This window comes from Bradyrhizobium sp. MI1.4, assembly GCF_055811315.1.
Genome location: NZ_JBVVPP010000003.1, coordinates 163,440 through 185,962, shown reverse-complemented (window position 1 = coordinate 185,962; position 22,523 = coordinate 163,440). Strand labels below are relative to the sequence as shown.

The window sequence follows — 22,523 nt, the reverse complement described above, 5'->3', positions numbered from 1 at the left end:
TCACTTCATCGGCCAGATCGCCTCGGCAATCGCGGCCTGCGGCGGGAAGATGGTGACGAACTTGCCGCCGACATATTGCAGCAGCACCGGGTCGGCGTCGTTGTTCTGGCCCATCTCGTCGAACTTGACGCGCTTCCAGGGCATGATGGTCTGCTCGCCCGGGATGTCGGTGGCGGCCAGCGCGTCGCGGATCTTCTCGCCGTCGGTCGACTTGGCGCGGCTGATGGCATCGGCGAGGATGATCAAGCCCATGAACTGACGCGAGGTGAGATCGTTGAAATCCTTGCCCGACCGCGTCTTGAACATCTCGTTGATCTTGCCGACCATCGGGCGCTTCTGCGCGAGATCGAGCGAGAAGGTGCCGCGCGAGATCACGCCTTCCAGCTTGTCGCCGACAGCGTCGTAGAGCGCCTTCTCGGAGAAACCGGCGTCCTGCGCCACGATCGCGTTCGGCTTGTAACCAAGCTCGCCCATGGTCTTCACCAGCAAGATGCCATCAGTGGTGTAGCTCGAGGGCATCAGCACGTCGGCGTTGGCGCTCTTGAGCTGCTGCACCTCGGCCGAGAGCGAGGGCGAGTTGGCGCGATACTTGATGTCGGAGACGATCTTGTAGCCGCGCTCGCCGGCGATCTTGGCCTGGGCGTTGCCGGAATCGGTGCCGAAGATGGTGTCCTCGTGGAACAGCGATAGCGTCTCGATCTTGGTGCCCTTCTTCTTCAAGGCATCGAAGAAGTCGAACATGGCGGCCGAGTACATCTCGTCATGCGGCGCGGCGCGGAAGTAATATTTCAGGCCACGGCGATGCAGGCTGGGCGAGGAGTTGTCGGCCGAGACGAACGGGATCTGGTAGCGCTCGCAGATCTGGCTGACGGTGACGGCGACCGCGCTCTGATAGGTGCCGATGATGGCGGAGACCTTCTCCTGCGTGATCAGGCGCTCGGCCTCGGCGCGGCCCTTCTGCGGATCGGCCTGGTGGTCGGCGAAAACGAGGCGGACCTTTGCGCCGCCGAGACCCGGCAGGCCCTCGCCCTTCGCCAGTGGCAGGTCGAAATCGGTGTCCTTGTTGATGACCTCGAGCGCGGTTTCATAGGCCTTCTGCGCGTCGACGCCCTGCTGTGCGCTGCCGCCGGAGAACGGATAGATCACGCCGATCACGACTTCCGAAGTCTGTGCGCGCGCTGCCAGCGGCACTAGCGCGGCCGTAGCGGTGGCTCCCAACAATACGTCGCGGCGAGTGATCGTCATGGCAAAGTCCCCTGTTACTGAATTTCAGCCGATCGAATGAAGCGATTGATGGATGCGGTAAAGCTCGAAGAAGCAGCAAACGCTGCCCACTAAATCACGGCCATGGTCCTGTTCTTGAGATCCGTCACCAGCATCAGGCCGGGCGAATGCGTGATCGCAAACGGCAGCTTGGCAGCGTTGATGACCGATTGCGGTGTCACGCCGCAGGCCCAGAACACCGGGATCTCGTCGTCGGCGACCGGCACCGGATCGCCGTAATCGGGCTTGGCGATGTCCTTGATGCCGATCAGGTGCGGATGGCCGAGATGCACGGGCGCGCCGTGCACGGCCGGATAGCGCGAGGTGATCTGCACCGCACGGATCGCATCCGCCGGCTTGAACGGACGCATCGACACCACCATGGGACCGGCAAAGGGACCGGACTCGCCGCAAGCGATGTTGGTGCGATACATCGGCACGCGGACGTTCTGCTCGATGTGGCGGATCGGCATGCCCTCGTCGAGCAGCGCCTCTTCGAACGAGAACGAGCAGCCGAGCACGAAGGTCACGAGATCGTCGCGCCAGTATTGGGTGACGTCGGTCGGCTCGTCCACGACTTCGCCATCGCGCCAGACGCGGTAGCGCGGCACGTCGGTGCGGATGTCGAGATCGGCGCCAAGCGCGGGGATGTGCGGACTGCCGACATCGGACATGCCGATGATCGGGCAAGGCTTGGGGTTGAGCTGGCAGAAGCGGTGAAAGGCGCCGGCATACTCCGCCGGCAGGATCGCCAGATTGCCCTGGACGAAGCCGGGGGCGACGCCGGCGGTGGAGGCGACCAGCCCCTCGCGGTAGGCAAGCCGCGCCTTGCGGCTCGGGAGCGTGTCGGGCGTCTGCACTGCCACCAAAACAGTCATGAGATCGACCTGCCTATAAACTCGACAAAGACAAGCCAACACCACGCGTGCTATAAAGTCTAATCTTCCTTTCTAATCAATATCGATAAATTTCATTTATCGGACGGGAAAATCCTTCCAATGCTGGACTTCAGATCGATCGAGACGTTCCTTTGGGTTGTGAAGCTCGGCAGCTTTCGCGGCGCCGCAGCACGCCTCAACACGACTCAGCCGGCGATCTCCCAGCGCATCGCCCAGCTCGAGCGCGAGATGGGGGTGAAGCTCCTAAATCGCGACCACCGCGTGGCCTCGCCGACACCGAGCGGCCGACAGATGATGGTCTATGCGGAGAAGCTGATCGGCCTGCGCGCCGCGATGATCGCCGAGATCGGCGACCGCTCGGCGATGCGCGGCGTGATGCGACTCGGCGTCGCCGAAACCATCGTGCACACTTGGCTGCCGCGGCTGGTGAAGAGCATGAACGAGGTCTACCCAAACCTGTCGCTGGAGATCGAGGTCGACATCACGCCGAACCTGACCGCGCGCCTGCTTGCGCAGGAGATCGAGCTTGCCTTCGTCGTCGGTCCGCTCTCGGCCTCCGGGGTGCACAATCGCGTCCTCGCCGACTATCCGATCGGTTTTCTCGCCAGCCCCTCGCTCGGCCTCGGCGATGGACCGGTGACGCGGGCTGAGCTCGCGCGGTTTCCGATCATTACCTTCCCGCGGAAGACGCGTCCCTACGAGGTCGTGCGCGAAGTGTTCGACCGGCCGGAGCTGCCTCCGATCCGGCTGCACGCCTCCGCCTCGCTTGCGACCGTCATCCACATGGCGGTCGAGGGCCTCGGCATCGCCGTGATCCCCGACGCCATCGTCGAGAACGAGCTCGCAGACGGGCGGTTGCAACTGCTCGACACCGATCTCAAAATCGCGCCGCTGACATTCACCGCGAGCTGGCTCGCCTCGCCCGATGTCGTGGCGGTGGAGCGGGTCGCAGAGCTTGCATGTCAGATTGCGCAGAGCAGCCTCGCAGTTGACGCGCCCGCGCCGGCGCGTCATTGAAACAGGCGCCGGACAATTGAGAGACTGACCGCATGAGCCGAGCCGCCACCAATTTGCAAATCGATTCCGCCCGCCTCTGGGGCTCCATCCACGAGACCGCGCAGTTCGGCGCGACGGCCAAGGGCGGCGTGCGGCGGCTGACGCTGAGCGCGGAGGACAAGCTGGTACGCGACTGGTTCCGCAAGGCCTGCGAGGACGCCGGCTTGGAGGTGCACACCGATGCGCTCGGCTCGCAGTTCGGGCTGCGCAAGGGACGCGACATGTCGAAGCCGCCCGTCGGCATCGGCTCGCATCTCGACACGCAACCGACCGGCGGCAAGTATGACGGCATTCTGGGAACGCTCGGTGCGCTCGAAGTGATCCGCACGCTGAACGACGCCGGGATCGAAACCGAGGCGCCGATCTGCGTCGTCAACTGGACCAACGAAGAGGGTTCGCGCTTCGCTCCCGCGATGATGGCCTCCGCTGCCTATGTCGGCGACTTCACCACCGATGACATCTTGTCGCGCAAGGACGCTGATGGCACCACCGTCGGCCAGGCGCTCGATGGCATCGGTTATCGCGGCGACAAGCCGGTCGGGTTCCAGAAGCTCGGTTCCTTCGTCGAATTGCACATCGAGCAGGGCCCGATCCTGGAGGCCGAAGGCAAGACCATCGGCGTGGTCGATTCCGGCCAGGGCGTGCTTTGGTACGACGGCAAGATTTCCGGCTTCGAGAGCCATGCCGGATCGACGCCGATGCCGCTGCGGCGCGACGCGTTGGCGACGCTGTCCGAGATCGTGCTGGCGATGGAGGCCATTGCGAGGAAGTACGGGCCGAAGGCCGTCGGTACCATCGGCGAGGCCGTGATCGCAAACCCCTCGCGCAACGTCATTCCCGGCGAGATCGCCTTCACGATGGATTGCCGCAGTGCGGATGGCGCGATCATGGATGCGCTAGATCGCGATCTGCGCAGCGCGATTGCCGAGATCGCCGCACGCCGCAAGGTCGAGGTGAAGATCGACCTGGTCTGGCGCAAGCCGCCGACGCATTTCGATCCCAAATTGATTGCCGCAGTCGAGAACGCGGCGAAGACGCTCGGCTACTCCTCTCGCCGCATCACCTCCGGCGCCGGCCACGACGCCTGCAATCTCAACACAATCATGCCGGCCGCAATGGTGTTCGTGCCCTGCAAGGACGGCATCAGCCACAACGAGCTGGAAGACGCCACGCAGCCCGATTGCGCCGCGGGCACCAACGTCCTCATGCACACGGTGCTGGCGATCGCCGGCGTCGCATCCTGACCGGAGAGAACCATGCGCGGAGTTTTCGTCGACGCCAATGAAACTCTCGCCGTGATCATGGAGCGGCTGGAGCAGCCCGGCGATCCCAAGGTGCGGATCCACAGGGATCCCGACATCAAACCCGAACAATATCCTGAAATCCTCGACGGCGCCGAGATCGCGATCGTCGACCACACCGCGCTGCCTACCGACGTCGCAAAGAAGTGCACAGGGTTGAAGCATGTCGTGTTCCTCGGCACCGGCGCGCGCAGCTACATGAACCCGGAGGAGCTCGCTGAGCTCGGCATCTCCGTGCACCTGATCAAGGGCTATGGCGACACGGCGGTCGCGGAATGCGCGATCACGCTGATGTGGGCTTCGGCCCGCGTCATCGCGATGATGGACCGCGAGATGCGCGGCGGAAACTGGCTCCGCGAAGACGGCATGCAACTCACTGGCAAGACGCTCGGCCTGATCGGCTTCGGCGGTATTGCCGCGGAGGTCGCGCGCATTGCCTTGGGCAGCGGCATGAAGGTGATCGCCTGGAACCGCTCGCCGAAGAGCTATCCGGGCGTGGAATTCGCCGATCTCGACACGGTGTTGGCGAGAGCAGACGTCGTATCGCTGCATCTGCTGCTCAACGACGAGACGCGCGGCATGATCACCCGCGAGATGATCGCGAAGATGAAGCCGGGCGTCATCCTCATCAACACCGCCCGCGCCGCCGTCGTCGACGAGGCCGCCATGATCGATGCCCTGAAGTCGGGCCACATCCGCCATGCCGGCCTCGACGTGTTCAATATCGAGCCATTGCCCGGCGATCATCCGCTGACAAAACTGCCGAACGTGACGTTGTCGGCGCATTCGGCGTTCCGGACCCCGGAGGCGAGCGAGAACCTGATTGGCGCGGCATGGGAGCACTGCCGCCGGATCGTGAAGGAATAAGAGCAACAACAATGGCCGATTACCGCACCATCAAGGCACAGCCGCTCATCGAAGCTATCAGCGCCATCGTCAAGGCCGGCGGGTCTACGGACCGCGAGGCCGAGCTCGTGTCCACCAATCTGGTCGAGGCCAACCTCAAGGGACACGATTCGCACGGCGTCGGCATGATCCCGCGCTATGTCCAGAGCGTCACCACGGGCGGCCTCGCCGTGAACCAGCACGTCAAGGTCGTGCTCGACACCGGTCCGCTTCTCACCCTCGACGGGCTCACCGGCTACGGCCAAGTGATCGGCCATGAAGCGATGGAGCTGGCAGCCGAGCGCGCCAAGCGCAACGGCGTGTGTCTCGTCGGCCTCTCAAACTCGCACCATATCGGCCGCATCGGCCACTGGGCCGAGCAGTGCATCGACCATGGGCTGGTCTCGATCCACTTCGTCAACGTGATCTCGCGTCCCATCGTGGCGCCCTGGGGCGGCAGCGATGCGCGCCACGGCACCAACCCGTTCTGCGTCGGCATCCCGCGCGCGGGCAAGGACCCCATCGTGCTCGACTTCGCCACCAGCAGGATCGCGCAGGGCAAGACCCGCGTCGCCCACAACAAGGGCGTCGAGCTGGAGCCCGGCACGATCATCGACAATGAGGGCAAGCCGACCACCAACCCGCGCTACACCGTGATCCCGCCATACGGCGCCATCCTGCCGTTCGGCGAGCACAAGGGTTCAGGGCTCGCGCTGGTTTGCGAAATCCTCGGCGGCGCGCTCTCCGGCGGGCAGGTGGTCAAGGGTCCGTCCGATGGCAAGCACAACGTCCTCAACGGCATGCTCTCGATCATCATCGACCCCGGCAAGCTCGGCACCGCGGAGAATCTCGCGCGCGAAGTCGAGAGCTTCGTCGCCTGGCACACCGGCTCACCTCCGGCCCCAGGCGTCGACAAGGTGAAGATCGCGGGTGAGCCCGAGCGCGCGACGAAGAAGAAGCGGCTCGCGGAAGGCATCCCTGTCGATCCGACCACCTGGCAGGAGATTCTGGAGGCCGGAAAGAAGTTCGGGCTGGATCAGGCGGCGATCGAGAAGATCGCGGGGTAGTGAGGCGGAGCACGGTGCTCTTCCCTTCTCCCCTTGTGGGAGAAGGTGGCGCGAAGCGCCGGATGAGGGGTTCTGTCCGCGAAGGGAAATGCACAATTGAGAGGTCTGTCTCCGCGGAGACAACCCCTCACCCGTCTTCGATGCTTCGCATCGAAGCCACCCTCCCCCACAAGGGGGGAGGGAAAGCAGCGCTCTAATCCACCATATCCGCGACCGCCTTGCCGCAAGCCGTAGTGTCGGCATTGCCGCCGAGATCCTTGGTGCGGAGCGTGCGCTCTGCCAGCGTGCGCTCGATCGCATCGACGATCGACTTGCCGGCTTTCTTCTCGCCGAGATGCTCGAGCATCATCGCGCCGGACCAGATTGCGCCGATCGGATTGGCGATGCCCTGCCCCGCGATGTCGGGCGCCGAGCCGTGCACCGGCTCGAACACCGACGGGAAATTGCCGTCGGGGTTGATGTTGCCGGACGGCGCGATGCCGATGGTGCCGGTGCAGGCCGGGCCGAGATCCGACAGGATGTCACCGAACAAATTGGAGCCGACCACGACGTCGAACCAATCCGGATGCAGCACGAAGTTCGCGGTCAGGATGTCGATGTGATACTTGTCCCACTTCACGCTTGGATACTTCTTCGCCATCGCCTCCACGCGCTCGTCCCAATAGGGCATGGTGATGGAGATGCCGTTCGACTTGGTCGCCGAGGTCAGGTGCTTCTTCGGCCGCGACTGCGCGAGCTCGAATGCGAACTTCAGGATGCGATCGACGCCGATGCGGGTCATCACCGTCTGCTGCGTCACGAATTCACGGTCGGTGTCCGGGAACATGCGGCCGCCGACGGAGGAATATTCGCCTTCGGTGTTCTCGCGCACGACCCAGAAATCAATGTCGCCGGGCTTGCGGTTGGCCAGCGGCGACGGCACGCCCGGCATCAGCCGCACCGGGCGCAAATTCACATATTGGTCGAACTCGCGGCGGAATTTGATCAGTGAACCCCAGAGCGAGACGTGATCCGGAATCTTGGCCGGCCAGCCGACCGCGCCGAAATAGATCGCATCGTGCTTGCCGATCTGATCCTTCCAATCGTCCGGCATCATCTGGCCGTGCTTCTCGTAATAGTCCCACGACGAGAAGTCGAAATGATCGAAATGAAGGGACACGCCGTGCTTCTTCGCCGCGGTCTCCAGAACGCGCAGGCCCTCGGGCATCACTTCCTTGCCGATGCCGTCGCCGGGAATGACCGCGATCCGGTATTGTTTCTTGCTCATCGAGAACGTCCTTGATTGGTCCGGCAGCCGCCGTCTTTTTGACCGCACTGCAATGGACCAAACGCGACGGCAGTGCAACGCTGCACTGCAATGTTGACCATGGCGCGGCCGACCGCCTACTGATTTTATTCCCGTTCCTCTCCTGCGAGTAACTCCCATGGATCTGCACCTGCGTGGCAAGCGCGTCCTGATCACGGGCGCGTCCAAGGGTATCGGCGCAGCCGCCGCCGAGGCCTTTGCCGAGGAAGGCTGTCATCTCCTCCTCGCCGCCCGCAATGGCGATCAGCTCAAGGCTTTGGCCGAGCGCTTGCGCTCGGCGCACCAGATCGATGCCGCCACGAGCATTGTGGATTTGCGCAGGAGCGAGGATTTGACGCGGCTCGCCAAGGAAGCCGCCGACATCGACGTGCTCGTCAACAATGCCGGCGACATTCCCGCCGGCTCCATTGACAAGATCGACGAGGCCACCTGGCGGCACGCCTGGGAATTGAAAGTGTTCGGCTACATCAACCTCACGCGTATGATCTATGCGCAGATGAAGGCGAAGGGCGGCGGCGTGATCGTCAACGACATCGGCGCCGCCGGCGAGAAATTCGACGCCAACTACATCTGCGGCAGCGCCGGCAATGCCGCGCTGATGGCCTTCACCCGCGCGCTCGGGGGCAAGAGCCTCGCCGACAACATCCGTGTGGTCGGCATCAATCCCGGCCCGGTTGGCACTGACCGTCACGTCACCCTGCTGAAGATGCGGGCAAACCACCAGTTCGGCGACGAGAGCCGCTACAAGGAATTCCAGAAGAGCCTGCCGCTCGGCAGGCCTGCGCATGCGCGCGAGATCGGCGATCTCATGGCGTTCCTGGCGTCGGATCGCGCGGGCTATACGTCGGGGGTCATCTATACGGTGGATGGCGGAATCAGCGCAGGATGGGGTTAACTTTATCCTCGTCATTGCGAGCGCAGCGACTTGTCCGCCGAAGCTTTAGCGAAGGCGGAAGCGATCCAGGAATGTATCTGCGGCAAAAGTCTGGATTGTTTCGTCGCTTCGCTCCTCGGCAATGACGGAGCCTAAAACAAGCACAGGAGTAGAATAGTTGTCTCAGGACCTGATCCGCGAATCCGCTTGCGCCGTCGTCGACAAGCTGCGCTCCGGCGACGTCTCGCCGCTGGAGCTCTTGGATGTGCTGCAGAAGCGCATCACCGAAGTCGATGGCAAGGTCAACGCGCTGCCGACGCTGTGCTTCGATCGCGCGCGGGATAGCGCAAAGGCGCTGATGCGGAAGCCGGCCGGTGCGCGCGGATTGCTCGCAGGCCTGCCGGTGCCGATCAAGGATCTGACCGATGTTGCAGGTGTGCTGAACACTCAGGGCTCGCCGATCTTCAAGGACAACATCCCTGCGACGTCCGACATCCTGGTCGAAAATCTCGAGGCCAACGGCGCGGTCGTCTATGCCAAGTCGAACACGCCGGAATTCGGTGCGGGCGCCAACACCTTCAACGAGGTCTTCGGCGCAACCCTCAATCCCTGGGATACATCCAAATCGGCAGCCGGCTCGTCAGGCGGAGCGGCGGTGGCGCTCGCGACCGGCATGGCCTGGCTCGCGCAAGGCTCCGACATGGGCGGCAGTCTGCGCAGTCCGGCAGCTTTCTGCGGCGTCGTGGGCATGCGGCCGAGCATCGGCCGCGTCGCGCACACGCCGAAAGCGGCCATCGATCGCAACCTCGGCGTCGTCGGTCCGATGGCACGCAACGTCGAGGATCTCGCGCTGCTGCTCGACGCCATGAGCGGCGACTATGCCGCCGACCCGCTGTCGCTGCCGACGCCCTTGACGTCGTTTCTCTCGGCGGCGCAGTCAGGCAGCAAACCGAAGCGCATCGCCTATTCGGCGGATCTCGGCATCACACCGGTCGATCCCGAAGTCAAAGCGCTCACGCGGAAAGCGGCGGAACGCTTTGCCGAAGCCGGCGCCATCGTCGAGGAGGCGCATCCGGATTGGCGCGATGCGCATGAGTGCTTCCACGTGCTGCGCGCGTTCGACTTCGCGATCAGCAAGGCGCAGCTGCTGCGCACCAAGCGCGACCTGCTCAAGCCCGAGGTGATCTGGAACATCGAGGAAGGCCTCAAGCTCACGATCGAGCAGCTCGAACGCGCCGAGGCGCAGCGCGTCGGCATGACCGCGCGTGCGATCGAGTTCTTCAAGAGCTACGATCTGCTGCTGGTACCGACCACGATCGTGCCGCCCTTCCCGATCGAGCACCGTTATGTCGCCGAATGCGCCGGCAAGAAGTTCGACAATTACGTCGAGTGGCTCGGCATCGTCTATGCCATCACGCTCGCCTGCTGTCCCGCGCTGTCGTTGCCGTGCGGCTTCACCGCATCGGGACTTCCGGTCGGCCTGCAGGTCGTCGGGGCTCCGCGCGCGGATGCGCAGGTGATCGCCGGCGCGAAGACGCTGGAGGATATTTTGGGCGTGCGTGGCACGACGCCCATTGATCCGCGGGTGAAGAACTAGGTTCCCGCTCTCGTGCCCCGCACGCGGCGCAGCGCCTCTTCGGCGGTGCGCTGCAGAGCCGGGGCCCAAGTCTCCAGGACTTCCCGTGTATCCCTGGGTCCCGGCTCTGCGGTGCAGCGCTTTGCGCCGCACCTTGTCCGGAACACGCGCGGCCTTCACCTTCCGCTCGTCGCCTCCAGGCTCCGGCTATACCGCGACATCGCGAAGCAGAAGACAAAATAGATCACGGCGACGAAGATGTAGACTTCGACGGAGAATTGCTGCCACGCCGGATCGATGATCGCGGTCTTGGCCGTGGTGAGCAGGTCGAAGATACCGATGATCAGAACGAGGCTGGTGTCCTTGAAGAAGGCGATGAAGGTGTTGACCAGCGGCGGGATGACGTGACGGATCGCCTGCGGCAGGACGATCAGCCGGTTCTTGCGCCAGTAGGACAGGCCGAGCGCCTCGGCGGCCTCGTATTGCCCGCGGGGCACGGCCTGGAGGCCGCCGCGGATGACTTCGGCAAGATAGGCACCCGCGAACAGGATGATCGCGACCTGCGCGCGCAAGAGCTTGTCGATGTTGAATCCGTTCGGCATGAACAGCGGAAACATCACGCTCGCCATGAACAGCAGACTGACCAGCGGCACGCCGCGGATCAGCTCGACATAGAGCACGCTGAGCGAGCGGATCGCCGGCAGTTTTGAGCGCCGGCCTAGTGCGACGAGGATGCCGAGCGGGAAGCCGAAGGCCAGACCAAAGGTCGCCAGGATCAGCGTCACCGGCAAACCACCCCAACGGTCCTGCGAGACGAACGACAGACCGAGTATGCCACCCCACATCAGCATACTGATCAGCGCGAGCGCTCCGATCCAGAGATAGGCCAGTTCGCGCCGCCATAAGGCGCGGCGGCTGGAGAGATAGAACAGGGCGATGAACAGCAGCACCGCCAGTGCCGGCCGCCACTGCTCGTCAAACGGATAGGTGCCAAACAGGATGAAGCGGTATTTTTCGGGGATGATTGCCCAGCATGCACCGAGGCCGCGTACCGCGCGGCAGGCGCTGGAATCGTTCGCCGGGGTGATCCAGACCGCATTGGCGATACCCCATTGCACGAAGCTGAAGAGGCCCTTTGCAAGCACCGCCAGCAACACGACCGAGAGGATGCCGTTCGGGATCGACGAGAACAGATTGGTGCGCAGCCAGCGCAGCACCGGGTTACCAATCTGCGGGCGGCGGGCGCCGCGCGGTGCTTCCGGAATGTCGGCGATCGCCGTCATGGTCAGCGCTCCACCAGCGCGATGCGCGAATTGTACCAGTTCATGAAAAAGCTGATGCCGAGGCTGATGGTGAGAAACACCGCCATGATCAAGGCAATGGCCTCGATCGCCTGCCCGGTCTGGTTCAATGTCGTGTTGGCGATCGAGACCACGTCCTGATAGCCGATCGCCACCGCGAGCGAAGAGTTCTTGGTCAGGTTGAGGTACTGGCTCGTCATTGGCGGCACGATGACGCGTAGCGCCTGTGGCAGGATGATCTGCCGCAGCATGAAGCTGCGGCGCAGTCCCAGCGCGTTGGCGGCATCCCACTGGCCGCGCGGCACCGACTGGATGCCGCTGCGCACAATCTCGGCGATGAAGGCCGAGGTGTAGGTGACGAGCGCGATCAGCAGCGCGAAATATTCCGGCGCGAGCGTCAGTCCGCCGACGAAGTTGAAGCCGCGCAACTCAGGCCATTCGATCGTCCAGGCCACGCCCAGCAGCACGGACACCGCCGCAGGCAGTACAACGAGCAAGCCGAGTGCAAAAGGCCAGGCCGGCCGCGGCTTGCCGTCGCGCATTTGCTGCGCGATGAGCCGCCGCCGGATCACATAGAACACGACAAGTCCGAGCACTGCGGTGCCGAGCACCCAAAGCTGCGGCGTCCCGATGGGAATCGCCGGCAGGATGAACCCGCGATTGGACAGGAACACGCCCTCAATCGGCCGCCATGCCGCGCGCGCGGCCGGGAGCGCCTGCATCAGCACGTACCAGAACAGGAGCTGGAGCAGCAGCGGGATGTCGCGGAGCGTCTCGACATACACCGCGGCGAGCCGCGACAGCAGCCAATTGGCCGACAGCCGCGAGATGCCGATCACCGTGCCCAGGATCGTTGCAAGCACGATTCCGATCACGGCGACGCGGAGGGTATTGGCGATGCCGACGACGAAGGCCCAGAGATATGAGTCCCTCGGATTGTAGGCGAGCAGGCTGTCGGCGATGGGCATGCCGGCCTCACGGCCGAGGAAGGCAAAACCGGTCGTGATGCGGCGCACGGAGAGATTGGTGACCGTGTTGGACCAGAGGAACACGATGACCGCGACTACGATCCCCACCACCAGAACCTGCCAGAACAGGCCTTTCAGCTCGCGCTGCCCGAAGGCGCCGAAGAAGCGACGGCGCGGCGGCGGTCTCGGACCGTCTGACGTCACAGCACAAAAATCCTTCTCAAGACGGCGATTTCCGGCAGCGCACATCAACTGTTGCACCAAACTCAGCTTCGTGCAACAAATGTTTCATGGCCGAGCCCGCGAAATCCTCGCCACTGGGCGAACTGCGCATTGCATTGCCATCGCTTCCGATGCGGTTGCAGGAGGTCGGGCGTTTCGTCGCAGCCAACGATTACGACGCCACCACGCGTTCGATGCGCGATCTCGCAGCGGTTGCCGGCGCCGATCCCGCCGCGTTCACGCGGCTTGCCAAGGCGATCGGCTATTCGGGTTGGGATGAATTGCGCGCGGCGTTGACGGAGGCGCGGCGGCCCTCGCAGCTAGCGCCTTTCTCCGGCCGCGCCAAGGGCCGCTGCCACGGCCCGAACGCCGATGTCGCGCTCATCACCGACAAGCTGGAGGCCGAGGCCGCCGGCCTTCCGCGCATCCCGGCTCGGCCGATCGCGGAGGCGGCGCGCGCACTCCACCACGCCAAGCGGATCTGGATCACCGGCTACCGAAGCTGCCGCAGCGTCGCGGAATTGCTGAACTACGAGCTCCGGCTGTTTCGTCCCGAACAGGTGCAGCTCGTCGGCGCGTCCGGCCCCGACGATCTCGATATGGGCGCGTTCCGGCCCGGCGAGGCCGTCATCGTCATCGGCTTCATGCCCTACACCCACGCGAGCGTCCGGGTCGCGCAGGCCGCCTATCGTGCCGGCGCGGCCCTGATCGCGATCGCCGATAGCCCATCGGCGCCGATGGCTGAAGGTGCCGACCACGTGCTGCTGTTCGAGGCGGCCTCCTCTCCCGGCTTTTTCCCGAGCCTCACCGGCGCCATCGCGATCGCGCAATCGCTCGCCGCCGTGACGTTTTCGCTCGGCGGCACGGCCGCGAAAAAGCGCCTGGCGAATACCGAGGCCCGGCTGGCCGCGGCTTCAACTTACGTATCAGAGAAAGGTTGACCCATGGCCGCCCGCACCAGCCGCGTGCTGCATCGCTCGCTGCGCGAAACGCTGCCCAAGGCAATCGGCGGCGAAGGCGTCTATCTCTTTGCCGAGGACGGACGCCGCGTGATCGACGCCTCCGGCGGCGCGGCGGTCTCTTGCCTCGGCCACCAGCATCCACGCGTGATCGCAGCGATCACGAAGCAGGCTTCGACCCTCGCTTATGCCCACACAGCCTTCTTCTCGTCGGAGCCGGCGGAGGCGCTTGCCGAGACGCTGGTCGGCCACGAGCCCGGTGGCCTCGCCTACGCCTATTTCGTCAGCGGCGGATCGGAAGCGATCGAGGCCAGCATCAAGCTCGCGCGGCAATTTTTCATCGAACGCGGCGAGCCGCAGCGGCAGCATTTCATCGCTCGGCGCCAGAGCTATCACGGCAACACGCTTGGCGCACTGGCCGCCGGCGGCAATGCCTGGCGGCGTGCGCCCTATGCGCCGCTGCTCTCCGACGCCTTCAGCCATGTGACCCCGGCCTTCGCCTATCACGAGAAGCACGATGGTGAATCGGACGCGCAGTTCGTGGCGCGGCTCGCCGCCGAACTCGAAGCCGAGTTTCAGCGGCTTGGCCCCGACACCGTCGCCGCGTTCCTCGCAGAGCCCGTCGTCGGCGCCACCGCAGGTGCCGTCACGGCGCCGGACGGCTACTTCAGGGCGGTGCGCGAGATCTGCGACCGACACGGCGCGCTGCTCATTCTCGACGAGGTCATGAGCGGCATGGGCCGCACCGGCACCACGCACGCCTGGGAGCAGGAAGGCGTGGCACCCGACATCCAGGCGATCGCCAAGGGTCTCGGCGGCGGCTACCAGCCGATCGGTGCAATGCTCGCGAGCGGCAGGATCATCGACACAATCCGCTCAGGTTCGGGCGCCTTCCTGCACGGCCACACGTATCTGGCGCACCCTCTCGCTTGCGCCGCCGCGCTCGCGGTGCAGGACGTGATCCGCGAGGAGGGCCTGCTCGACCGGGTCAAGGAGCGCGGCAAGCAGCTCGAGCAGCGGCTCACCGAGCGCTTCGGCAATCACCGCCATATCGGCGACATCAGGGGCCGCGGCCTGTTCTGGGCGATCGAGCTCGTCGCCGATCGCGCCAGCCGAACCTCGTTTGATCCCGCGCTGAAGCTGAATCAGAAGATCAAGGCGGAGGCCTTCGCCAACGGCCTCGGCTGCTATCCCGGCGGCGGCACCGCAGACGGCATCCGTGGCGACCACGTGCTGCTGGCGCCGCCCTATATCACCTCCGCGGAGGAGATCGATCTGATCGTCGACAAGCTCGGCACGGCCGTCGACAGCGTATTGCGTCGTGTCAATCACTGAGGGGAGAAAAGCATGATGAGGAAAGTGGTTATCATAGCCGGCGTGCTCGCGGCGTCGACGGTGGTGGCGTCGGCGGCAACGCTCGACACGGTGAAGAGCCGCGGCACGCTGATATGCGGCGTCAGCGCCGGTTTCGCCGGCTTCTCCGCACCGGATTCGCAAGGCAACTACAAGGGTCTCGACGTCGATTATTGCCGCGCGCTCGCCGCCGGCGTGCTCGGCGATGCCAGCAAGGTGCGTTACGTCTCGCTGACCGCGCAGAACCGCTTCACCGCGCTCCAGTCCGGCGAGATCGACGTGCTCTACCGCAACTCGACGCAGACCTATCTGCGCGGTGTCACGCTGGGCCTGCGGCAAGGTCCAATCAACTTCTACGACGGTCAGGGCTTTGTCGTGAAGAAAGACCTCGGCGTGAAGGAGATCAAGGACCTCAAGGGCGCCACCGTCTGCGTCGCGCAGGGTACCACGCATGAGGTCACGCTCGGCGATTACGGCCGCGCCAACGGCATCGATTGGAAGCCGTTGGTGTTCGACCGCGTCGACACCATGTACCAGACCTTCTTCGGCGGCCGCTGCGATGCCATGACCCAGGACGCTTCCGCGCTTGCTGGCGCCGTGACGACCGCGGCGCCGAACGCGGCCGACTACGTCGTGCTGCCGCAGACCATCAGCAAGGAGCCGCTCGGCCCCTTCACCCGCAATGGCGACGAGGTCTGGAGCGACATCATCACCTGGCTGCACTACGGCTTGATCGAGGCCGAAGAGCTCGGCGTCACACAAGGCAATGTCGATGAGATGGCGAAGTCGCAGACGCCCGCGATCCAACGCCTGCTCGGTGCCTCCGGCGATCTCGGCTCGCGGCTCGGGCTCGACAACAAATGGCTGGTCACGGCCATCAAGGCCACCGGCAATTACGGCGAGATCTACGAGCGGAATGTCGGCAAGGCGAGCCCGCTCAAGCTCGAGCGCGGCCTCAACGGTCTCTGGAGCAAGGGCGGCTTGATGTACGCGGTGCCGTTCAAGTAAACGTTTTGCGTGTCCCGGACGCGTTGCGTCCGGGGCTCGCGACCTTCCATCAGGTAACGTTCAATGACGAAGTCTCCTCGCATCGCGCTGATCCACGCCCTCAAGCATTCCATCGCCCCGATCGAAGCTGCGTTCGCGAAGGTGTGGCCGGAAGCGCGGCTGATGAACCTGCTCGACGACAGCCTGTCGTCGGATCTGGCGCGTGACGGCAAGCTCAACGATGCCATGACCGAACGCTTTCTTGCGCTCGGCCACTACGCCGCGGCGACAGGCGCGGACGCGATCCTGTTCACCTGCTCGGCCTTCGGTTCCTGCATCGAGGCGGTTGCGCGCGCACATGCGCCGATGCCGGTGCTCAAGCCGAACGAAGCCATGATCGAGCGCGCGATGACGATGGGCCGGCGGATCGGCCTGCTCTCGACCTTCCCGCCGACGCTGGCTTCGATGCCGCCGGAATTTCCGGCCTCCGTCCAGATCGTGCCGAAACTCGCCGAAGGCGCGCTGGCCGCGCTCGACCGTGGCGACCGCGCTACGCATGACCGGCTGATCGTGGAAGCCGCACGCGATTTGCGCGATTGCGACGTCGTCGCGCTCGCGCAGTTCAGCATCGCGGCAACCGCGCCTCTCGTGGCAGAAGCCACCGGCCGCCCTGTCGTGACCACGCCCGACAGCGCCGTCGAGAAGCTGATGAAGCTGTTGGCGGCGAGGGCTTAAGCGCCAGCCTGTTTCCGGCGCCGCGCGCCTTTGATCGCCGCCGCAAGCGCGGCCTTGGTTTCACTGACAAAATCCTCGACCAGGTCTTCGCGCGTGGCATGGGCCGCCTCGCCGGTGAACAGTCCCTGCTCAGCCAGCATCACCACGCCGTGCACCGCCGCCCAGATCTTGAGCGCCTGCCGCTCGCGCAGATAATCAACGGCCGGGGCTTCCAATGCGTCGACCACGAGCGCAAAGGTTTCGCGGGTCGCTTCGTGCAGCTCGCTGCCTTTCGCCGCACACGACACCGTGCGCGAGGCGAACATCAAGCGGTAGATGCCATTGCGGCGTAAGCCGAAATCCAGCGTCGCCTGCGCCAGCAGCGACAGCTTCGACCGCTTCGACGGCTTTGCCATCGCCGCCCGCAATATCCCGTTGAGCTGCCGGAACGCCTCCGCCGTCACCGCCGCAAGCAGCGCCTCGCGATCGGCGAAATGCCGGTAGGGCGCCGGCTGCGAAACACCCAGCTGCTTTGCCAGCGCCTTGATGCTGATCGCCTCCGTCCCGCCCTGCTCGGCTTCGCGCAGCGCGGCCTTGATCAAGGCGTCGCGGAGATCGCCGTGGTGGTAGGTATTCTCGGGCTTGCGGGCAAGTTGTGAACGCATGTTGCGCAGAGCCTATAAGTTTGCGCTTGACAGGGGAAGCCTGCCGCGAATGTAATAGCCTATAACTTGAACAAAAACTCAAAGGGAGCGCGCGCCGCCTTCGGGCCGGAGTGCACACGATCGAGGAAGCCGCCATGACAGAGCGACTGAGGGTTCACGTTGATCCCGACAAATGCCAGGGGCACGCGCGCTGCAAGGCGCTGGCGCCGGAGCTGTTCGAGCTGGACGAATACGGCAACGCCCACGAAGCCGGCGACGGCACGGTCCCGCCCGGCCTCGAAGACAAGGCCTGGCTCGCCAAGTCCAATTGCCCGGAAATCGCGATCGACGTGATCGAGGAGTAGCGCGCCCGCTTCTGCCCGCGTGCCTTCCGCGACCACGAGCCCCCAAGGGATTTCAAGGGATTTCGAGATGTCCGACATCAGCCAGCCCACCGCCCATCCGCCCGTGACCGACTGGGTCCATGATTTCGACCACACCGATCCGCAATGGACGGAAGATCCCTTCCCGATTTGGGACGAGCTGCGCGCCGCAAGCCCGGTCGTGCATACCGAACGCTTCCTCGGCTGTTACATGCCGACGACCTATGAGGCAGTGCGCGAGATCGCCAACGACAGCGAGCATTTCTCCTCGCGCCGCATCATCGTCCGCGACGTTCGGCCGGAGATCACCAGCAGAAACTCCGCCCCGCCGATCACGTCCGATCCGCCGGTGCACAAGCCAGCCAAGCAATTGCTGCTGCCGCCGTTCACGCCGGACGCGATGAAGAAGCTGGAGCCGCGGGTGCGCGCGATCTGCAACGAGTTGATCGACGGCTTCATCACTGAAGGCCGACTTGACGCGGCAGAGCGCTACACCAAGCACATTCCGGTTCCGCGCGATCGCACACATGCTCGGCATCCCCGAGACGGACAGCGATCTCTTCATCCGATGGATCCACATGATCCTGGAACTTGGCATCAAGGACGAAAACACGTTGCTCCAGGCGGTGCACGAGATGAGCGCCTATTTCAGCGCCCATATCGAAGCGCGCAAGAACAAGCCAACCGACGATCTTATTTCCTACCTGATGAATGCCAGGGACAAGGACGGCAATCCGCTCGAGGATTCGCATGTGCTGGGCTCGCTGCGCCTGCTCCTGATTGCCGGCATCGACACCACCTGGAGCGCGATCGGCTCCTCGCTCTGGCACCTCGCCCGGACGCCCGCCGACCGCGAGCGGCTAGTCGCCGAGCCTGGGCTGATCCCGACCGCGGTGGAGGAGCTGCTGCGCGCCTATTCGCCGGTGACGATGGCGCGCGAAGTGGTCAAGGAGACCACGGTGTCAGGCTGCCCGGTCAAGGCAGGCAACATGGTGCTGCTGTCCTTCCCGGCCGCCAACCGGGATCCGAAAATGTTTCCGGATGCTGACAAGGTCGTGATTGACCGCCGCGAGAACCGCCACGCCGCCTTCGGCCTCGGCATCCACCGCTGCGTCGGCTCGAACCTTGCGCGCATGGAGATGCAGGTTGCGCTGGAGGAATGGCTGAAGCGCATTCCGGACTTCGCCCTCGATCCGGCAGGCACGGTGACCTGGTCCCAAGGAACCGTCAGAGGCCCCCGCCAGTTGCCATTTTTGCTTGGAAAGGCGATGTAGACCTCTCCAAACAGTGATACGGAGAGGCCGGACTTGCACCGCCACGAGTAGCCGATGGCCGAAGACAACGAGCCGCCCGACAGCAAGCTGACGCGCACCAAGGAAAAATGGGCGCGCGAGGGCCGCTTTTTGACAGGCAAGATCACGCGCCCGGAAGATCAGCGCCTGCCGCCCGGCCAGCACCAGACAAAGGACTGGCCAGTGCTCGATCTCGGAGTCGTACCGCCGATTTCGCGCGAGCGCTGGCGGCTCGACGTCTACGGCGCGATCGAGAACCCCGTGTTCTGGACCTTTGCCGAGTTCGCCGCCCAGAAGCGGGCGCGGTTCATCTCCGACATCCACTGCGTCACCACCTGGTCGCGCTACGACAATGAGTGGGAGGGGCTCGCCACGCGCGAGCTGCTCGCGGCCTGCCAGCCGCGCCCGGACGCGCGCTTCGTCGTGTTGCATTCCCATGATGGCTACACCACCAACCTCGCGCTGGACGACTTTGCCGCCGAGGACGCATTGCTCGCCCATAGCTGGTCCGGTGAGCCATTGTCGGCCGAACATGGCGGCCCGGTACGGCTGGTCGTGCCGCATCTGTATTTCTGGAAGAGCGCCAAATGGGTTCAGTCGATCGAATTCCTGACCGAGGACGCGCCGGGCTTCTGGGAAGTCCGTGGCTACCATAACCGCGGCGATCCCTGGGCAGAGCAACGCTATTCGGGCGACTAGGTTCAGCAAGGAACGGGGGAAACCCATGCCGACAGAGCGCTTTCAATTCACCGGCGAAGGCGGCCATCAGCTTTCGGCCGCGCTGGAGCTACCCGACGGCGAGCCCGGGGCCTTCGCGCTGTTCGCGCATTGCTTCACCTGCGGCAAGGACACGCTGGCCGCCAAACGCATCTCGGTCGCGCTGGCCGCCAAGGGCATCGCGGTGCTGCGCTTCGACTTCACCGGGCTCGGCTCCAGCGAGGGGGATTTTGCCAATTCGACGTTTTCCTCCAACGTTGCCGATCTCGTGCGCGCCGCCGATCATCTGCGTAGCGTCCGCAAGGCGCCGTCGATTCTGATCGGTCACAGCCTCGGCGGCGCCGCGATCCTTGCGGCAGCAGGACGAATCCCGGAAGCCAAGGCGGTTGTGACCATTGCGGCACCATCCGATCCCGCCCACGTCACCGGCCTTTTCAAAGAGCATCTCGGCGACATTCGCACGCAAGGTGAGGTCGAAGTCTCGCTTGCGGGACGCCCGTTCCGGATCAAGCGCGAATTCCTCGACGACATCGCCGAGCACGAGCTGATGAAAGACGTCGCCGGCCTGCACAAGGCGCTGTTGGTGATGCATTCTCCGGTCGACGATACCGTCGGTATCGACAATGCGACGAAGCTCTTCGTCTCCGCCAGGCATCCCAAGAGCTTCGTCTCGCTCGACCATGCCGATCATCTCCTGACCAAGCCGGCCGACGCGCTCTATGCAGCCGACGTGATCGCGGCCTGGGCGAGCCGGTACATCGACGCGGCCAAACCTGCGAGGGCGATGGATCTCCCCGAGGCGCCGCGCCGGGTCGTGGTGCAGGAGACCCGCAAGAGCAAGTTCAACCAGACCATCTCCGTCGGTCCGCATCAGCTCGTCGCGGACGAGCCGGTCGCCGCCGGCGGCGAGGATGCCGGCCCTGGTCCTTACGATCTCCTGCTCGCTGGCCTCGGGGCCTGTACCTCGATGACCATGCGCCTCTATGCCGACCGCAAGTCGCTGCCGCTCGATCGTGTCACCGTCTCACTGAAGCATTCCAAGATCTATGCAAAAGACTGCGCGGAATGCGAGACGCGCGATGGCATGCTCGACCAGATCGAGCGCGACATCGCGATGGACGGCGCGCTCGATCCCGAGCAGCGCAAGAAATTGATGGAGATCGCCGACAAGTGCCCAGTGCACCGGACGCTGACGTCGGAAATCCGCATCGTGACCAAGGCCGTGGATTAGCGCGACTGCGCTAGAAGCACGACGCCATTGTTCGCAGCGCCGCGGTGATCTCGCTCTCGCGCCAGGCCGCGAAGCCGAGCAGCAGGCCGTGGTCGCGCGGCCTGCCCAGTGCCAAGCCGGACAGGGCACGCGTTTCAACGCCCGCTTCGACCAGCCGCTTGACCGCCACCTGATCAGCGCGACCGCGCTTGAGACGCGCGACGAGCTGAATGCCACCGGGGGACACTTCGGCAGAGAGCACATCGCCCAAATGGCGCTCCAATCCCTCCACGAGGTGATCGCGGCGGGCGTGATAGATCCGGCGCACCCGGCGCAGATGCGCCAGGAAATGCCCGTCGGCAATGAACTCGGCCAGCGCCTCCTGGATGTGGCTCGCGGCGATCAGTCCGATGTGCCGCTGTACGATCTCGAGAGTACCGACCATGGCCCGCGGTATGACGAGGTAGCCGAGCCGGATATCCGAGGTCATGACCTTGGAGAACGTGCCGACATAGAACACGCGGCCGTGGGCATCGAGTCCCTGCAGGGCCGGCACCGGCCGGCTATCATAGTGGAATTCGCCGTCGTAATCGTCCTCCACGATCCAGGTCTTGCCGGGCCTGCTCAGGCCAAGAAACTCCGTGCGGCGCGAGAGCGACATCAGGCGGCCGGTCGGGTGCTGATGCGACGGCGTCATGAAGATCAAGGTCGGGGCCGCCAAGCCACGAATCCGCTGCATGCCCTGCTCGTCCAAACTCATCCCGATCACGCGCGCACCGGATGCGCGGAAGGCGGCCGCGGCGCCGGGATAGCCGGGATCCTCGACCCAGACATCGTCGCCGGGGGTGATGACGGCGGCCGCGATCAGGGTCAGCGCAGCCTGCGCGCTCGGCAGAATCAGGATCTGATCCGCCGTCGCGCGCACGCCCCTGCTGGTCGCAAGATAATGCGCCAGTGCCTCGCGCAGGCGCGGCCGATTGACCGGTCCGAGCTCGCGCCTCGCCGCGCGCACAGCGCTGCGGCGCAGGCAGCGCGCCCAGACCTCGTTGGGAAACTCCCTGAAATCGCCATGTCCGGGACGCAAGGGTCTCAGTCGCGCCTGATAAGACATCGGCCAGTCGGTCTGCGTGAGGCTCGACGCCCAGGGCGAAAGCCGCGGCTTGCCAGGGCGTATGCGAGATGCGACGGCGCCAGCCTCTGTGACGCGCTCGCCGCCGTCGACCGCAACCATCGGACGGCGGCCGTGCGAGGCTTCGAGATATCCCTCGGCGGCGAGCTGCTCGAACGCATAGCTGACGGTGTTGCGCGAGACGCCGAGATCGCTCGCAAGCCCACGGCTCGACGGCAGCGTGCGGCCTTTGACGAGACGCCCGGTCGCGATCAAGCTTCGGAGCTGGCTCGTCAGTTGAGCCACCAGCCCCTCGTCGTCGGCCCGGTTCAGGTCGATCAGGGCGGAGATCATGCTGTCCGGAACTGGCACCCTATTCCTTTCCGATCTGGCACTGTTTCAGGTGCCAGACGAGATGCTATCCGCTGGACTGGACTG

Annotated in this window: 20 protein-coding genes and 1 pseudogene; 14 read left to right on the top strand and 7 right to left on the bottom strand. The window is 64.7% G+C overall.

Annotation, left to right across the window (positions count from 1 at the left end; genetic code table 11):
- Positions 1–1,245, bottom strand: a complete 1,245-nt coding sequence (locus AC0L23_RS05130; protein ID WP_018456991.1) for an ABC transporter substrate-binding protein — start codon at positions 1,243–1,245, stop codon at positions 1–3.
- An 89-nt stretch (positions 1,246–1,334) separates the two neighbouring features.
- Entirely contained in the window at positions 1,335–2,141 is an 807-nt protein-coding gene (locus tag AC0L23_RS05125) for a putative hydro-lyase (RefSeq protein WP_085362311.1), read from the bottom strand.
- Positions 2,142–2,261: 120 nt separating this feature from the next.
- Here AC0L23_RS05125 and AC0L23_RS05120 point away from each other — a divergent pair, with 120 nt between their 5' ends.
- From AC0L23_RS05120 to AC0L23_RS05105, 4 genes are read left to right on the top strand one after another with little or no spacing between them, the layout of a single operon-like run.
- Positions 2,262–3,179 (top strand): LysR family transcriptional regulator, encoded by a 918-nt coding sequence (locus AC0L23_RS05120; RefSeq protein WP_018456993.1) that lies wholly within the window; start codon positions 2,262–2,264, stop codon positions 3,177–3,179.
- Between the two features lie 32 nt (positions 3,180–3,211).
- On the top strand, positions 3,212–4,462 hold the full coding sequence (locus AC0L23_RS05115) for a Zn-dependent hydrolase (RefSeq protein WP_018456994.1): 1,251 nt from the start codon (positions 3,212–3,214) through the stop codon (positions 4,460–4,462).
- Between the two features lie 12 nt (positions 4,463–4,474).
- A complete protein-coding gene (locus AC0L23_RS05110) occupies positions 4,475–5,386 on the top strand; it encodes an NAD(P)-dependent oxidoreductase (RefSeq protein ID WP_018456995.1) in 912 nt (303 codons plus the stop codon).
- Between the two features lie 11 nt (positions 5,387–5,397).
- A complete protein-coding gene (locus tag AC0L23_RS05105; protein WP_018456996.1) occupies positions 5,398–6,471 on the top strand; it encodes a malate/lactate/ureidoglycolate dehydrogenase in 1,074 nt (357 codons plus the stop codon).
- Positions 6,472–6,664: 193 nt separating this feature from the next.
- Here AC0L23_RS05105 and AC0L23_RS05100 read toward each other — a convergent pair whose 3' ends face one another.
- A complete protein-coding gene (locus AC0L23_RS05100; RefSeq protein ID WP_085362309.1) occupies positions 6,665–7,738 on the bottom strand; it encodes a tartrate dehydrogenase in 1,074 nt (357 codons plus the stop codon).
- Between the two features lie 157 nt (positions 7,739–7,895).
- Between AC0L23_RS05100 and AC0L23_RS05095 the strand changes: the two genes are divergently transcribed.
- The gene (locus AC0L23_RS05095; protein ID WP_018456998.1) at positions 7,896–8,672 is read left to right on the top strand and encodes an SDR family oxidoreductase; all 777 of its coding nucleotides are present in this window, start codon (positions 7,896–7,898) and stop codon (positions 8,670–8,672) included.
- A gap of 157 nt (positions 8,673–8,829) precedes the next feature.
- A complete protein-coding gene (locus AC0L23_RS05090; RefSeq protein ID WP_085385873.1) occupies positions 8,830–10,248 on the top strand; it encodes an amidase in 1,419 nt (472 codons plus the stop codon).
- 155 nt (positions 10,249–10,403) lie between these two features.
- Here the strand turns inward: AC0L23_RS05090 and AC0L23_RS05085 are convergent, their stop codons facing one another.
- Both AC0L23_RS05085 and AC0L23_RS05080 read right to left on the bottom strand, forming a co-directional pair.
- The gene (locus AC0L23_RS05085) at positions 10,404–11,510 is read right to left on the bottom strand and encodes an amino acid ABC transporter permease (RefSeq protein WP_085362308.1); all 1,107 of its coding nucleotides are present in this window, start codon (positions 11,508–11,510) and stop codon (positions 10,404–10,406) included.
- Between the two features lie 2 nt (positions 11,511–11,512).
- A complete protein-coding gene (locus AC0L23_RS05080; protein WP_085362307.1) occupies positions 11,513–12,700 on the bottom strand; it encodes an amino acid ABC transporter permease in 1,188 nt (395 codons plus the stop codon).
- An 86-nt stretch (positions 12,701–12,786) separates the two neighbouring features.
- Here AC0L23_RS05080 and AC0L23_RS05075 point away from each other — a divergent pair, with 86 nt between their 5' ends.
- From AC0L23_RS05075 to AC0L23_RS05060, 4 genes are all read left to right on the top strand, one after another.
- Positions 12,787–13,659: a MurR/RpiR family transcriptional regulator gene (locus tag AC0L23_RS05075; protein WP_085362306.1), complete on the top strand. Its 873-nt coding sequence runs from the start codon at positions 12,787–12,789 to the stop codon at positions 13,657–13,659.
- Between the two features lie 3 nt (positions 13,660–13,662).
- On the top strand, positions 13,663–15,012 hold the full coding sequence (locus AC0L23_RS05070; RefSeq protein WP_085362305.1) for an aspartate aminotransferase family protein: 1,350 nt from the start codon (positions 13,663–13,665) through the stop codon (positions 15,010–15,012).
- Between the two features lie 12 nt (positions 15,013–15,024).
- Positions 15,025–16,038: an amino acid ABC transporter substrate-binding protein gene (locus AC0L23_RS05065; protein WP_085352170.1), complete on the top strand. Its 1,014-nt coding sequence runs from the start codon at positions 15,025–15,027 to the stop codon at positions 16,036–16,038.
- A gap of 63 nt (positions 16,039–16,101) precedes the next feature.
- Positions 16,102–16,752 carry an aspartate/glutamate racemase family protein gene (locus AC0L23_RS05060; protein ID WP_018457005.1) on the top strand — a complete coding sequence of 217 codons (651 nt, stop codon included), beginning with the start codon at positions 16,102–16,104 and terminating at the stop codon, positions 16,750–16,752.
- Here AC0L23_RS05060 and AC0L23_RS05055 read toward each other — a convergent pair.
- Positions 16,749–17,396 carry a TetR/AcrR family transcriptional regulator gene (locus AC0L23_RS05055; RefSeq protein ID WP_018457006.1) on the bottom strand — a complete coding sequence of 216 codons (648 nt, stop codon included), beginning with the start codon at positions 17,394–17,396 and terminating at the stop codon, positions 16,749–16,751. The genes AC0L23_RS05060 and AC0L23_RS05055 overlap by 4 nt on opposite strands.
- 134 nt (positions 17,397–17,530) lie before the next feature.
- Between AC0L23_RS05055 and AC0L23_RS05050 the strand changes: the two genes are divergently transcribed.
- From AC0L23_RS05050 to AC0L23_RS05035, 4 genes and pseudogenes are all read left to right on the top strand, one after another.
- Positions 17,531–17,740, top strand: coding sequence for a ferredoxin (locus tag AC0L23_RS05050; RefSeq protein WP_007607931.1), 210 nt, complete (start codon positions 17,531–17,533; stop codon positions 17,738–17,740).
- A 67-nt stretch (positions 17,741–17,807) separates the two neighbouring features.
- Positions 17,808–19,032: pseudogene (locus AC0L23_RS05045) on the top strand (cytochrome P450).
- Between the two features lie 54 nt (positions 19,033–19,086).
- Positions 19,087–19,749 carry a sulfite oxidase-like oxidoreductase gene (locus tag AC0L23_RS05040; protein WP_085352169.1) on the top strand — a complete coding sequence of 221 codons (663 nt, stop codon included), beginning with the start codon at positions 19,087–19,089 and terminating at the stop codon, positions 19,747–19,749.
- A gap of 25 nt (positions 19,750–19,774) precedes the next feature.
- Entirely contained in the window at positions 19,775–20,998 is a 1,224-nt protein-coding gene (locus tag AC0L23_RS05035) for a bifunctional alpha/beta hydrolase/OsmC family protein (RefSeq protein WP_085352168.1), read from the top strand.
- Between the two features lie 10 nt (positions 20,999–21,008).
- Here the strand turns inward: AC0L23_RS05035 and pdxR are convergent, their stop codons facing one another.
- Complete coding sequence (gene pdxR, locus AC0L23_RS05030; RefSeq protein WP_198957676.1) at positions 21,009–22,439, bottom strand: MocR-like pyridoxine biosynthesis transcription factor PdxR; 1,431 nt, start codon at positions 22,437–22,439, stop codon at positions 21,009–21,011.
- Between the last annotated feature and the right edge of the window lie 84 nt (positions 22,440–22,523).